The organism is Pseudomonas sp. 1152_12 (assembly GCF_052850675.1).
In genome coordinates this window covers 102,440-114,799 of record NZ_VXCW01000013.1, presented here as the reverse complement: position 1 = coordinate 114,799, position 12,360 = coordinate 102,440, and the positions used below count along the sequence as shown (strand labels likewise).

Annotated in this window: 13 protein-coding genes and 1 pseudogene; 8 read left to right on the top strand and 6 right to left on the bottom strand. The window is 60.1% G+C overall.

Annotated elements, in window-relative coordinates; all coding sequences use genetic code 11:
- The first annotated feature begins 33 nt into the window (after positions 1–33).
- On the top strand, positions 34–1,038 hold the full coding sequence (locus tag FW764_RS22855; RefSeq protein ID WP_446435833.1) for a substrate-binding domain-containing protein: 1,005 nt from the start codon (positions 34–36) through the stop codon (positions 1,036–1,038).
- Between the two features lie 103 nt (positions 1,039–1,141).
- Here the strand turns inward: FW764_RS22855 and FW764_RS22850 are convergent, their stop codons facing one another.
- Positions 1,142–2,290: an aldose epimerase family protein gene (locus FW764_RS22850; RefSeq protein ID WP_446435832.1), complete on the bottom strand. Its 1,149-nt coding sequence runs from the start codon at positions 2,288–2,290 to the stop codon at positions 1,142–1,144.
- Between the two features lie 138 nt (positions 2,291–2,428).
- Here FW764_RS22850 and FW764_RS22845 point away from each other — a divergent pair, with 138 nt between their 5' ends.
- Positions 2,429–3,196 carry an SDR family NAD(P)-dependent oxidoreductase gene (locus tag FW764_RS22845; protein WP_446435831.1) on the top strand — a complete coding sequence of 256 codons (768 nt, stop codon included), beginning with the start codon at positions 2,429–2,431 and terminating at the stop codon, positions 3,194–3,196.
- A 5-nt stretch (positions 3,197–3,201) separates the two neighbouring features.
- Here FW764_RS22845 and FW764_RS22840 read toward each other — a convergent pair whose 3' ends face one another.
- The 3 genes and pseudogenes from FW764_RS22840 to FW764_RS22830 form a co-directional block, all read right to left on the bottom strand.
- Positions 3,202–3,804: a glutathione S-transferase family protein gene (locus FW764_RS22840; protein WP_446435830.1), complete on the bottom strand. Its 603-nt coding sequence runs from the start codon at positions 3,802–3,804 to the stop codon at positions 3,202–3,204.
- 29 nt (positions 3,805–3,833) lie between these two features.
- The gene (mug, locus tag FW764_RS22835) at positions 3,834–4,367 is read right to left on the bottom strand and encodes a G/U mismatch-specific DNA glycosylase (RefSeq protein ID WP_446435829.1); all 534 of its coding nucleotides are present in this window, start codon (positions 4,365–4,367) and stop codon (positions 3,834–3,836) included.
- Positions 4,364–4,511 (bottom strand): annotated as a pseudogene (locus FW764_RS22830) (LysR family transcriptional regulator); the annotation flags it as partial. The pseudogene FW764_RS22830 and the gene mug, both read right to left, overlap by 4 nt.
- Here FW764_RS22830 and FW764_RS22825 point away from each other — a divergent pair.
- Positions 4,471–4,731 (top strand): hypothetical protein, encoded by a 261-nt coding sequence (locus tag FW764_RS22825; protein WP_446435828.1) that lies wholly within the window; start codon positions 4,471–4,473, stop codon positions 4,729–4,731. The pseudogene FW764_RS22830 and the gene FW764_RS22825 overlap by 41 nt on opposite strands.
- 18 nt (positions 4,732–4,749) lie before the next feature.
- Positions 4,750–5,586, top strand: a complete 837-nt coding sequence (yghU, locus tag FW764_RS22820) for a glutathione-dependent disulfide-bond oxidoreductase (RefSeq protein WP_446435827.1) — start codon at positions 4,750–4,752, stop codon at positions 5,584–5,586.
- 103 nt (positions 5,587–5,689) lie between these two features.
- Here the strand turns inward: yghU and rtcR are convergent, their stop codons facing one another.
- The gene (gene rtcR, locus FW764_RS22815; RefSeq protein WP_446435826.1) at positions 5,690–7,288 is read right to left on the bottom strand and encodes an RNA repair transcriptional activator RtcR; all 1,599 of its coding nucleotides are present in this window, start codon (positions 7,286–7,288) and stop codon (positions 5,690–5,692) included.
- 211 nt (positions 7,289–7,499) lie between these two features.
- Here rtcR and FW764_RS22810 point away from each other — a divergent pair, with 211 nt between their 5' ends.
- Genes FW764_RS22810 through rtcA form a run of 3 tightly spaced genes read left to right on the top strand, consistent with a single transcriptional unit; the run spans position 7,500 to position 10,562 of the window.
- Positions 7,500–8,726 carry an RtcB family protein gene (locus FW764_RS22810; protein ID WP_446435825.1) on the top strand — a complete coding sequence of 409 codons (1,227 nt, stop codon included), beginning with the start codon at positions 7,500–7,502 and terminating at the stop codon, positions 8,724–8,726.
- 13 nt (positions 8,727–8,739) lie between these two features.
- Positions 8,740–9,528 (top strand): nucleotidyltransferase domain-containing protein, encoded by a 789-nt coding sequence (locus tag FW764_RS22805; protein ID WP_446435824.1) that lies wholly within the window; start codon positions 8,740–8,742, stop codon positions 9,526–9,528.
- An 8-nt stretch (positions 9,529–9,536) separates the two neighbouring features.
- Positions 9,537–10,562, top strand: coding sequence for an RNA 3'-terminal phosphate cyclase (rtcA, locus tag FW764_RS22800; protein WP_446435823.1), 1,026 nt, complete (start codon positions 9,537–9,539; stop codon positions 10,560–10,562).
- 150 nt (positions 10,563–10,712) lie between these two features.
- On the opposite strand, the gene FW764_RS22795 is transcribed toward rtcA, so the two are convergent.
- The gene (locus FW764_RS22795; RefSeq protein WP_446435822.1) at positions 10,713–11,585 is read right to left on the bottom strand and encodes an undecaprenyl-diphosphate phosphatase; all 873 of its coding nucleotides are present in this window, start codon (positions 11,583–11,585) and stop codon (positions 10,713–10,715) included.
- Between the two features lie 190 nt (positions 11,586–11,775).
- Here FW764_RS22795 and FW764_RS22790 point away from each other — a divergent pair, with 190 nt between their 5' ends.
- Positions 11,776–12,282 (top strand): GNAT family N-acetyltransferase, encoded by a 507-nt coding sequence (locus FW764_RS22790; protein WP_446435821.1) that lies wholly within the window; start codon positions 11,776–11,778, stop codon positions 12,280–12,282.
- The last annotated feature ends 78 nt before the right edge of the window (positions 12,283–12,360 follow it).

The following is a 12,360-nucleotide window of genomic DNA, read 5'->3' as shown; positions in this document are numbered from 1 at the left end:
GACATTCAAAAACAACAACAAGGAGTCACCTGTATGAATCGTCGTCGTGGTTTACGTTCCCTGTGCTGCGCCGCTGTGGCGGTGTCGGCCCTGAGCTTGAGCGGCCTGTTGCTGGCCGCTGAAGAAGTGAAGATCGGTTTTCTGGTCAAGCAGGCTGAAGAGCCGTGGTTCCAGACCGAATGGGCCTTTGCCGAAAAAGCCGGCAAGGAGCATGGCTTTAAGGTGATCAAGATCGCAGTGCCGGATGGCGAGAAAACCCTGTCGGCCATTGACAGCCTCGCCGCCAACGGCGCCAAGGGGTTTGTGATCTGTCCGCCGGACGTGTCCCTCGGGCCTGCCATCGTTGCTAAGGCCAAGGCGAACGGCCTGAAAGTGATTGCAGTGGATGATCGCTTCGTCGATGCCAAGGGCGACTTCATGGAGGACGTGCCGTACCTGGGCATGGCGGCGTTTGAAGTCGGCCAGAAGCAGGGTGCCGCGATGGCGGCTGAAGCGAAAAAACGCGGCTGGGACTGGAAGGACACCTATGCGGTGATCAACACCTTCAACGAACTCGATACCGGTAAAAAGCGCACCGACGGTTCGGTCAAATCCCTCGAAGACGCGGGCTTCCCCAAGGATCACATCCTGTTCACCGCCGCCAAGACCCTCGATGTACCCGGCAGCATGGACGCCACCAACTCGGCTTTGGTCAAACTGCCCAGCGGAGCCAAGAACCTGATTATCGGCGGCATGAACGACAACACCGTGCTCGGCGGCGTGCGCGCTACCGAAACGGCCGGGTTTGCCGCCACCAATGTGATCGGCATCGGCATTAATGGCACCGACGCAATTGGCGAACTGAAGAAAGCCAATAGCGGCTTCTTCGGCTCGATGCTGCCCAGCCCGCACATCGAAGGCTACAACACCGCGAAGATGATGTTCGACTGGGTCACCACCGGCAAGGAACCACCGAAGTACACCGCCATGGATGAAGTGACGCTGATCACCCGCGAAAACTTCAAGCAGGAACTGGAAAAAATCGGCCTCTGGAACTGAGGGGATCAAGAGGTGTGAAGGCGCTTGCTCTCGATGGCGGGGTGTCAGTCGGCAGAGGCTTTGACTGCCACACGGCCATTGGGAGCACGCCCCCTTCCAGCCATTAGTCGGCGGAGAATTTGAACACGGTGTTCTGAGTGTAGGTTTGCCCTGGGTTCAAGCGGGTCGAGGCAAAGGTGGGCTGGTTTGGCGCGTCCGGGAAGTGCTGGGTTTCTAGGGTGAACGCGCTCCAGTGTGCATAGGTTTTGCCCGCTTTACCCTTGACCGTACCATCCAGGAAGTTGCTGGTATAGAACTGCACGCCAGGCTCGGAGGTGTAGAGCTGCAAACGTCGACCGGACGCCGGGTCGTGTATATCGGCGGCAAGTTGCTTGATATCGCCTTTGGTATCCAGTGCCCAGTTGAAGTCAAACCCGCCTTGCTTTGGCTCGGCGAACTTGAGCTGCGGGTGGTCGTCCTTGAGGTGCTGGCCGATAGGCGTAGGTTTGAGGAAATCCATCGGTGTGCCTTTGACCGGAGCTAATTCGCCGGTGGGAATCAAGGTGGCGTTCACCGGCGTGTAGTGGCTGGCGTGCAAGGTCGCCACTTGCTTGAGGATGTCGCCATTGCCCGCGCCGGCAAGGTTGAAGTAGCTGTGGTTGGTGAGGTTTAGCACCGTGGGTTTATCGGTGGTGGCCGTGTAGTCGATGTGCAGTTCGTTTTTATCGTTGAGGCGGTAGGTGACCTCGGTCTTCAGATTGCCGGGGAAGCCCATTTCACCGTCCTTGGACAGGTAGCTCAGCTTCACGCCGACCGAATCCTTGCCCTTGATCGGCTCGGCGTGCCACACGTGTTTGTCGAACCCCTGCGCGCCGCCATGCAGCGAGTTGGGACCGTCGTTGAGCGGCACTTGGTAGCGTTTGCCGTCCAGTTCGAAGGTTCCGCCGGCGAGGCGATTGCCGAAACGCCCGATGGTCGCCCCGAAAAACGCCGTGCCACTCTGGTAGCCCTGAACGTCGTCGAAACCGAGCACCACGTCATCGACCTTGCCGTTTTTATCCGGCACTTTCAGCGACTGCAAAACGCCGCCGTAGGTGATTACCGTGGCTTGCATGCCATGGCTGTTGCGCAAAATGTACTGCTCGACGGCGGTGCCGTCGTTGGTTGTGCCGAAAGGCTTGTGCTCGCTGGTAAGCCCTGCGGCTTGGGCGCCGCCGCTGGCAATCAGCATGGACAGGGCGAGGCCCGAAAGCAGGTGTCGAGGGTGCTTCATGGTCGAACTTCCTTTTGTTGTTTTGAGTGGAATAGTTCTACTAATGTGCGATATTTCGTCGAGGTGACAGCGGATTTATAGCCTTTGACAGCGGTTGCGTAAAATAAAATAAGACTAATTGAGCGAGGCAGTCGTTATATGAGTACTGAGCAGGCGGTTTATCCCGACCTCAAGGGTAAGGTCGTATTGATTTCCGGAGGGGCCTCGGGCATTGGCGAATTCATGGTGCGTGCTTTCGCCGCGCAGGGCGCCAAGGTGGCCTTCGTGGACCGCGCGCAAAGCCAGGGCGAGCGGCTGGAGGCACTGTTGCGTGCTCAGGGGCACCCCGTCGAGTTCGTGTGCTGTGACATCACCGATGAGATCGCCTACAAAGCGGCGATAGCGCGGTTTGAACAGTCGCTGGGGCCGATCACCGTGCTGGTCAATAACGCGGCCAACGATGTGCGTCACAGTCTGGACGAAGTCGATTCGCAAATGTTCGACAGGTTGATCGCGGTCAACCTTAAACACGCCTTCTTTGCTGCCAAGGCGGTGGTGCCGATGATGAAAAGCGCCGGCGGTGGGGCGATCATCAACTTGGGCTCGGTCGGCTGGATGATGGCCTCCGCTGGCTATCCGGTGTACGCAGCCAGCAAGGCGGCGGCCCATGGCATGACCCGCGCGCTGGCGCGAGAATTGGGCCCCAGTGGTATCCGGGTCAACACCTTGGTGCCCGGCTGGGTCATGACGGAAAAACAGCTGGCGATGTGGGTGGACGACGCGGCTAAAGAACTGATCAGCCGCAGCCAGTGCCTGCCAGGCAGTGTGTTGCCGGAACACATCGCCAACATGGCGTTGTTTCTCGCCTCCGACGTGTCGGCGATGTGTTCGGCGCAGAACTTTATTGTGGATGGCGGCTGGGTCTAGGCCCGTTACTCGATGGGGTACTGCTTGAAGGCTGGGTGCTGTTCCAGCTGGCGGGCGTGGCGTTGCAGGTTGGGAAACGCATCAGCGTTGAGCAGCGTCGGCAGCTTGAGTTGGGTAAACGACCAAGTCACGGCCGCCGTCAGCGCGGCCTGATTCAGGTAGTCGCCGGTAGCCTGGGCCAGGTGTTTTTCCAGCAGCGAATACGCGGCCAGCAACTGTTCGGTCACCCGCTCGAGCCACGGTTCATGCTGTTTTTCCGCGGGGCGCAGGTGGTGCTCGTAGACGATCTGTACGGTCTTCTCACAGGCCGCCAGGGCCAGCCCGAGCACTTGCAGGTGCTGAGCGCGGGCGTCAGGGGTGTGTGGCAGAAGTTTCTTATCGGTGGGCGCCAGGGTTTCGAGGTAATCCAGGATCAGGCTGGAATCCATCAGCACCGTTCCATCATCCAGCACCAGCGTGGGCGCCTTGACCACCGGGTTGATCTGGGCGAACTCAGCGTAGGTGCTGAACACCGAGAGTGGCTCGTGCACGAATTGCACCCCATGCAGCTCCAGGGAAATTGCCACGCGACGCACGTAAGGCGAGTCCAGCATGCCGACTAGTTTCATGAAGCCTCCATTGCTCTACGGTGTTGGGCTCACGAGATTAAGGGGGGCGGGGCGGCCTGCGCAATGGCCTCGCGCAGTGGTTGATAGGCCTGCACGAGTTGCTCCAGGCTGAACGCCAGGTTGCGCCCGCTGGGGTTGGGCAGCACCCATACCGACGCGCCAGCAAATAACTGCGCTTGCGGCCCCCACTCAATGTGCCGTTGGCCGGACAACGTGCTGTAGCCGACTTTGCCGAGAAACGCTATGAAGCGTGGCTGGCAACGGCGGATTTTCTGTTCAAGCGCCATCGACGCGTCCTTGAATTCATGCTGCGCCACTTCCCCTGCGCTGGCCGTCGGCCGTTCCACCAGCGTGGTTAGCCCGCAGTGATACTGCAACAGTGTGTGGCCATCTTCCGGGCGAATCTCGTGGGGCGTAAAACCGGCCAAATGCAACGTGCGCCAGAAGCGATTGCTGCGATTGGCAAAGTGCTGGCCGAGCGCGGCGGAGCCTTTGCCTGGGTTGATGCCGCAGAACACCACGTGCAGGTGGTCGGCGAGGATGTCTTCAAGGCGGTCGCTCATGGTGGTTCTGCCTGTAAATGGGTCAGTAGCCACTCAGTAAAGCGGCGCGCGCGAATCATTTTCACTGTCGTGATGGGTCAAAAGGGCCCTGCCGGGACCACGAATGGTGGCGTCTACCAGCGCTGTGAGCAAGCCATCTTCCTGCGTTGCGGCGCAATACGCCGATGGCCGGTCGACCGCGCGTTATCGCCAGCGCGCCGTGGCCTACCTGGATGGGGTGGCTGCCCAAGTGGCGGCGCTGAAAGCCAAGCGTAGTATGTGGCAATTGCAAACCCGGCAATTGAGCGCCAATGTGACCCTGATTAAAGTGCTGGGCGGCGGATGGGACGTGGCCCCATTGGCTGCGTCGAACCCTATTAATTGAAACCAAGGAGAAGTCAGCATGACCGAGTACGTACCCCCGAAAGTTTGGACCTGGGACACTGAAAGCGGCGGTACTTTCGCCAGCATCAACCGGCCTATAGCAGGCGCAACGCATGAGCAGGATTTGCCGCTGGGCAAGCACCCGCTGCAACTGTATTCCCTGGCCACGCCCAATGGGCAGAAGGTCACCATTTTGCTCGAAGAGCTGTTGGCCCTGGGGCATGTCGGTGCTGAGTACGATGCTTGGTTGATCAAGATCGGTGACGGTGATCAGTTTGGTAGCGGGTTTGTGGCGGTGAACCCGAACTCGAAGATCCCTGCGTTGCTGGATCGCAGTGGTGATACGCCGATTCGCGTGTTTGAGTCGGGTGCGATTTTGCAGTACCTGGCAGAGAAGTTTGCGGTGTTCTTCCCCACCGAACCTGCGGCGCGTGCGGAGTGTTTGTCGTGGTTGTTCTGGCAGATGGGCAGCGCGCCTTACTTGGGCGGCGGCTTTGGGCATTTTTATGCATATGCGCCGAGCAAGATGGAGTATCCGATTAATCGGTTTGCCATGGAGACTAAGCGTCAGTTGGATGTGTTGGATCAACGCTTGGCGGTGAGTGAGTACATCGCCGGGGATGAGTACACCATTGCCGATATAGCGATTTGGCCTTGGTATGGTGGGTTGGTCAAAGGTCGTTTATATGGGGCGTCGGCGGAGTTTCTGTCGGTGCATGAATATAAGCATGTGCTGCGTTGGGCGGATGCGATTGAAGCCAGGCCAGCGGTGCAGCGTGGGCGGCGGGTTAACCGGATTTCCGGGGAGGCTTCGGAGCAGTTGCGCGAACGGCATGATGCGAGTGACTTGGACTGACGGGGCGTGTTGGGGGGGAGTACATAGCCGTTGCTGCGGTAAGGGCGGAACCACTATCAGCTATCACCCAAATAACGGATACGCCCCCCACCCCCCCCCAGCTTTACTTGAGCGCTGCCAACTGCTTCCAATCAATTGCAAACCGCGCCAAGTACTTGCGCAATCGGTCCGCGTCATTTGGTTGGGCCTTGGCCTGGCGTGATACGCCGAACAATCGGCGGCCAGCATCGGACAAGCTATCTGCTTGTAAGCACACCTCAATCACCGCCTTCAGTTGCAGTTGGTCAAACAAGTCCAGATCCGCAGGCAGCAAGGCTTGCCACTTAGCCTGTGGCGCAGACAAGCCCCAGGCGTAACGCAAACGTTGGATTTCCTCTTCAACCTGGGCCTCATCAATACGCCCGCTGTCGGCGAGGGTGGCCATGCGCGTGATCGAGGCAGATAGCTCACGGAAGTTACCCAGCCAGGCTGCTTCGCTGGAGCAGGCGAACGCCAAGTAACGGCGTCGCGCCTCCAGGTTGAAGCGCACGCGACGACCTTGCTCGCGGGCGTGGCGCTCCAGTTCGAAGTCGATATTGGGTTCGATATCTTCACGTCGGCCCGCCAGGCCGGGCAGGTCAAAGGTCCATAGATTGATACGCGCGTAGAGGTCTTCGCGAAACAGCCCTTGGGCCACACGCTCGCGCAGGTCGCGGTGGGTGCCAGCAATGATCAGGAAATCACTGGCCACTTCCTGGTCGGCGCCCAGTGGGTAGAACCGTTTCTCTTCGATGGCCTTGAGCAGCATCGCCTGCTCATCCAGCCCCAGCTCGCCGATTTCATCGAGAAACAGCATGCCGCCATCCGCCGCGCGCAGCAGGCCGTCGCGGGCATTTTGCGCGCCGGTGAAGGCGCCTTTGATGTGGCCGAACAGCGCCGACATCGCACCATCGCCGCGCAGGGTGGCGCAGTTCACTTCAACAAAGCGGCCCTGGATTTGGTGGCGGCTGCGCTTGAGCTCGTAGAGGCGCCGGGCGAGGAATGACTTGCCCGCACCGGTGGGGCCGATCAGCAGCATTGGCGCCTTGGAGCGCACGGCCACGCGCTCGATCTGCTCGATGGAACCGTTGAAGGCGCTATTGCGGGTGGCAATCCCCGACTTGAGAAACGCCAGGCCTTCCAGACGTTTTTCGGCAAAGCGCGAGGCGATGCGGTCGTAGCGCGACAGGTCGAGGTCGATCAGTGTGTGGGTGCCGCTCGCTGGCGCGGTTTCGTCTCTGCGGCGCGCTGGCGCGGTCTGGATCAGGCGCGCGGGCAGGTTGCGCGCTTCGGTCAGCAGGAACCAGCAGATCTGCGCGACGTGGGTGCCCGTGGTGATGTGCACGAGGTAGTCCTCGTGTTCGGTATTGAAGGCATAGTCGGTGGTGAAGTCGTGCAGCGCGGCGTAGACCTCCTCGAAGTCCCAGGGGTTTTGCAGCGGCATGGCGTGCAGGCGTACCTCGGTGTGCGGGGAAATCTGCAGGATGTCGGCGCGCACCCGTTCGGCGAGGCTGACGTCGCGGGCATCGACGTCGTGGATCAGCTCCAGGCGATCAATCAGCACATCCGCTTGCTGGCACAGGCCGACGCTGGGGCGCCAGTAGTTCCAGCGGTTGGCGCCCTTGCCGACGCGATCCAGCTTGGACCCAATAAACCCGATGGCGACGGTGCGCTTGCGTTGCATAGCTAGACCAAAATATAAATGACGATATACCAGGATATAAATTAGCCGGTGAGCTTGTCACCGCTTTTCGATATTTAACGCTGGGTATTCTTAAATAACGATATAAAACAAACAGATATGAATTTTCAGTGGGTTCGTAAAAAAACCGGCACGCCTGCTGCTTTAGCTCAACCAACGCCGCAGTGACGGCTTTCAAAAAAGAATCGAGACGATGCAAGAGAAGACCTACCAACTGCTGGAAGTGGCCAACGGCAAGCCGATCAAACTTTGGACCGAGGGCGTGCCCGTGGAACCTGAAGCCCGTCAGCAACTGATGAACACCGCCAAGATGCCGTTTATCTTCAAGCACCTCGCGGTGATGCCGGACGTGCATCTGGGCAAGGGCTCCACCATCGGCAGTGTGATCCCCACGGTGGGCGCGATTATCCCGGCGGCGGTGGGCTTGGACATCGGCTGCGGCATGATTGCCGCGCGTACGACGCTGACCGCCAGCGACTTGCCGGACAACCTCCACGGGTTGCGCTGTGCCATCGAAGCCGCCGTGCCCCATGGCCGCACGCGTAGCCGTAAAGGTCGCGACAAAGGTGCTTGGGAAGACGTGCCTGCCCAGGCTGATCAGGTCTGGGCGACGCTGCACCCCAGGTTCAAGGCGATCACTGATAAGTACCCGCAGCTGGAGCGCAGCAACAACCGTCAGCATTTGGGCACGCTCGGCACCGGTAACCACTTTGTTGAGGTGTGCCTGGATGAAGCCAACCGTGTCTGGTTCATGTTGCACAGTGGTTCGCGCGGCGTGGGCAACGCCATCGGTAACTTGTTTATCCAGTTGGCTCAGGCAGATATGCGTCAGCACCTGGCCAACTTGCCGGACCGCGACCTGGCCTATTTCGAAGAAGGCAGCCAGCACTTCGATGACTACGTGCAAGCCGTGGGGTGGGCCCAGGATTTTGCCCGCCAAAACCGCGAGTTGATGATGCGCGCGGTGGTCCAGGCCACACGCCAAGTCATCAGCAAGCCGTTTGAAGTGGCGCTGGAAGCGGTGAACTGCCATCACAACTACGTGCAAAAAGAGCGGCACTTTGGAGCGGAAATTCTGGTGACGCGCAAGGGCGCTGTGTCGGCGAAGAAGGGCGAGCTGGGGATTATTCCGGGTTCCATGGGCGCGAAAAGCTTCATCGTGCGCGGCCTGGGCAACGAAGAATCGTTCTGCTCATGCAGCCATGGCGCTGGCCGCATCATGAGCCGCACCAAGGCGAAGAATACCTTCACCGTGGCTGACCAGATTCGTGCCACGGCCCATGTGGAGTGCCGCAAGGACGCCGATGTGATTGATGAAATTCCGATGGCCTACAAGGACATCGACAACGTTATGCATGCCCAGCGCGAGCTGGTGGAAGTGCTGCACACCTTGCGTCAGGTAGTGTGCGTAAAAGGTTAACAGGGGAACAACGATGGAAAAGGAACAACGCCACCCATTGAGCGACGCCATGCGTGCGCGAGTGCTGGATGAGTTGGCACGCATAGAGCGCGAGCGCAACGTGACCGTGTTGTATGCCTGTGAGTCGGGCAGCCGGGCCTGGGGGTTTGCCTCTACCGACAGCGACTACGACGTGCGCTTTGTCTACGTGGAGAAACCCGATTGGTTTATGCAGGTGGATACGCCGCGGGACGTGATCGAGCGCCCGCTGGACGACGAGCTGGATGTCAGCGGTTGGGAGCTGCGTAAGACCTTGGGCCTGTTACGCAAGTCCAACCCCACGTTGCTGGAGTGGCTGGATTCGCCACTGGTGTATCGCCAGGAAACCCAGGCGACGGCGCAACTACGGGCTTTGGCTGAAGCGTTCTACAGCCCGCCGGCGGCGCGTAATCATTATTTGTCGATGGCCAAGAAGAATTTTCGCGGTTACCTGCAAGGCGACGAGGTGCGGTTCAAGAAGTACTTCTATGTACTGCGGCCATTGCTGGCGGTGCGTTGGATCGATCTGGGCCTGGGGCGACCGCCGATGACCTTCGCTGATCTGCTTGGCACAGTGGATGACCCGCAACTGCTCGACGAAGTGGCAACGCTGCTCGCTCTCAAGCGCAATGCCGGTGAAGCCGCTTATGGCCCACGGCGCCCAGCGCTGCATGAATTTATCCTGCGCGAACTGGAACGCAGCGTGCCGGTATTGCCACGCACGCAAGCAGACTCACAACGGCTGGACCAGTACCTGCGGGACACCGTCAAACGCTACGCATAAGGATGAACATGAAACAGGACGTGATTGAACTCGACGGCGCCATCGGCGGTGGCCAGGTGTTGCGCAGTGGCTTGAGCCTGGCAATGGTGACCGGGCTGACGTTGCGCATCAAAAACATCCGCGCCAAACGCAGCCGGCCCGGCTTGATGCGCCAACACCTGACTGCGGTGCTGGCCGCCGCCCAGGTGTGTGGCGCCACGGTGCAAGGCGCTGAACTGGGGTCGCAAACCCTGCTGTTCGAGCCCGGGCCGATTCAAGGCGGTGACTACCGCTTTGCCATTGGCACGGCCGGTAGCTGCACCCTGGTGTTGCAGACGTTGTTACCGGCGCTGTTGCGCGCACCGAACGCCAGCCGCGTGATGATCAGCGGCGGCACCCATAACCCGCTGGCGCCGCCGGTGGACTTTTTGCAGCGGGCCTGGCTGCCGCTGTTGCGGCGCATGGGCGCGCGTGTCGAATTGAACCTGAACCGGCATGGTTTCGTCCCGGCTGGCGGCGGTGAGATTGAGGCGTTTATCCAGCCATCGCCGTTGCTGCCGTTGCAGCTGATGCAGCGCGGCACGTTGCTGGAAAGACGCGCCATCACCCTGAATGCCGGGCTGCCTGCCCAAGTGAGCGAGCGTGAGTTCAAACGCGTCCGCCAGCGTCTGGGCTTCACCGAGGCACAGTTATTCCCCGTTGAGATCGACCCGCAGCAGGGGCCGGGCAATGTGCTGATGCTGGAGTATGCGTACACGCACGTCACCGAGGTGTTCAGCGCGTTTGGCATGGCGAGTGTGCGTGCCGAGAGTGTGGCCGATGGAGCTATCGATCAGGCGCTAGAGTGGCAAGGCACTGACACGGCGGTGGGCGAGCACCTGGCGGATCAGTTGCTGTTGCCGATGGCGTTGGCAGGCGGCGGCCGCTTTACCACGCCGCACATGAGCGAGCATTTGCACAGCAACATGACGGTGATCCAGCGTTTCCTGCCGGTAGTGATTGAGAGCCGCGTGCGCGAAGAGGGCGGGTTGCTGGTTGAGTGTCGGGTGCGTTAGCGATGCTCCGAGGTTACGCTCTGCGGCGGGATGCACCCAGTGCCGCAGAGGATCAAGCGCATCGACGCTCTGCAATTGCCCCTGCGCCGCCGCCGTCTGGCGCGGGTGTCAATCTGTCACCGCAGGCCCACGGTACTAGCTCAATGCGCTTTAACTCAACAGCCCGGCGCTGACCGCCACGATCAAGAAGATCCCCAGCAGCGCGCGGTAGATCACGAACGGCCAGGTGGAGAACCGCTCCAGGAACTTCATCAGGCCCCAGATCGCGAAGAACGCCGAGACGCTGGCGACCGCCAGGCCAAAGATCAAGTGCGACCAGGCGTGGGCGGGCAGGTCGGCGTGCAGCAGCACCCACAACTCTTTCAATCCGGCGAGGGCGATGGCGGGCAGGCCCAGCAGGAAGGAAAAGCGCGCGGCTTCTTCCCGCTTGAAGTTGAGGAACAGCGCGGCGGTCAGGGTGGAGCCGGAACGCGACACACCGGGAATCAGCGCGCCAATCTGCGCGATGCCGACAATTAGTGCATCGCGCAGGCGCATCTGGCTCATGTCGCGGGTGTGGCGTGCACGCAGCTCGGCGACTGCGAGTAGCACCGCCATCACCACGCAGGAAATGCCGATCACCATCAGGCCGCGCAACGGCGAGTTGCAGGTATTTAAGGTCGAAGACAGCGCCAGGCCGGCAATCCCAATCGGAATAGTTGCCAACACAATCGCCACGGCCAGCTTGAACCAGCGGTCGTTGTAGTCGCGCCGGCGCACTGCGCTGATGCTGCCGGTGGTGACCTGGCGCACATCGCGCCAGAAATAACTGACCACGGCCGCCAGTGCCGCCAACTGCATCGCCGCCGAAAAGGCCGAGCCCGGGTCTTGCCAGCCGAGCAGGGCGGGCACCACGCGCATGTGCGCCGTGGACGATACAGGTAACAATTCGGTAATGCCCTGGATCACGCCCAGGATGAAGATCTGCAGGTAGTCCAGGGAGGCAAAGCCCACATCCAGACCGGCGGAACAGACGTTGGTCAAAGTACATGTCCTTGAAAAAGAGGCTTGAGAAAACAGCGGGTTGGACAAAGTTTATTCTAAATGTTTCAGGATTTTGGTCCGCCCCAGACAAATCCGCAATCGGTTCAGCAAATAGAAAGGTTATGCAATGTATTGGCCTGCGCTAACCTTTTGTGAACAATGGTGGCCTGCATTTTTGACCGAGAGCCCCATGCCTGAAACCACCGTCGAATTGATCCAGACCGGCCCCGATGCATCTGAGCTGATCCGCAATCTTTACCAGTACTACGCCTATGAGTCCTCGGACTGGGAGCAGGAAGATGTCGAGGTGGACGGCCGTTTCTACATCCATGACGAACACCTGAGCCGCTACTGGCAAGACCCGCAATGGAGCGCCAACCTGCTGCTGGTGGATGGCTATATCGCCGGCTTCCTGCTGATTGAAGGCAGCGAAATACCGGGCATCGACGCCCTCGAGTTGGCCGACCTGTTCATTCTCAAACGCTACCGCCGCAAAGGCATCGGCCGTGCCATCGCCACTCAGGTATTGAGCAGTGGAGAGGCCAATTGGCTGGTGCGCTTTTACGATCAGGACGAAGTGTCCCAGGCATTCTGGCGTGCAGTACTGGACGACCTGCCGCGCCCGGCGCAGACGATCGAGCTGGAGGATGATCCGCAATTGGTGAGTTACCTGATCACGCGAGCGGCGCTGCATTAAATGCGATGTTGAACTTAAGTGGGCAAGGCGGCTCCTAGGTTCATCGGCCGCTGCGGCCCTGAATTTCACAAGGATGCG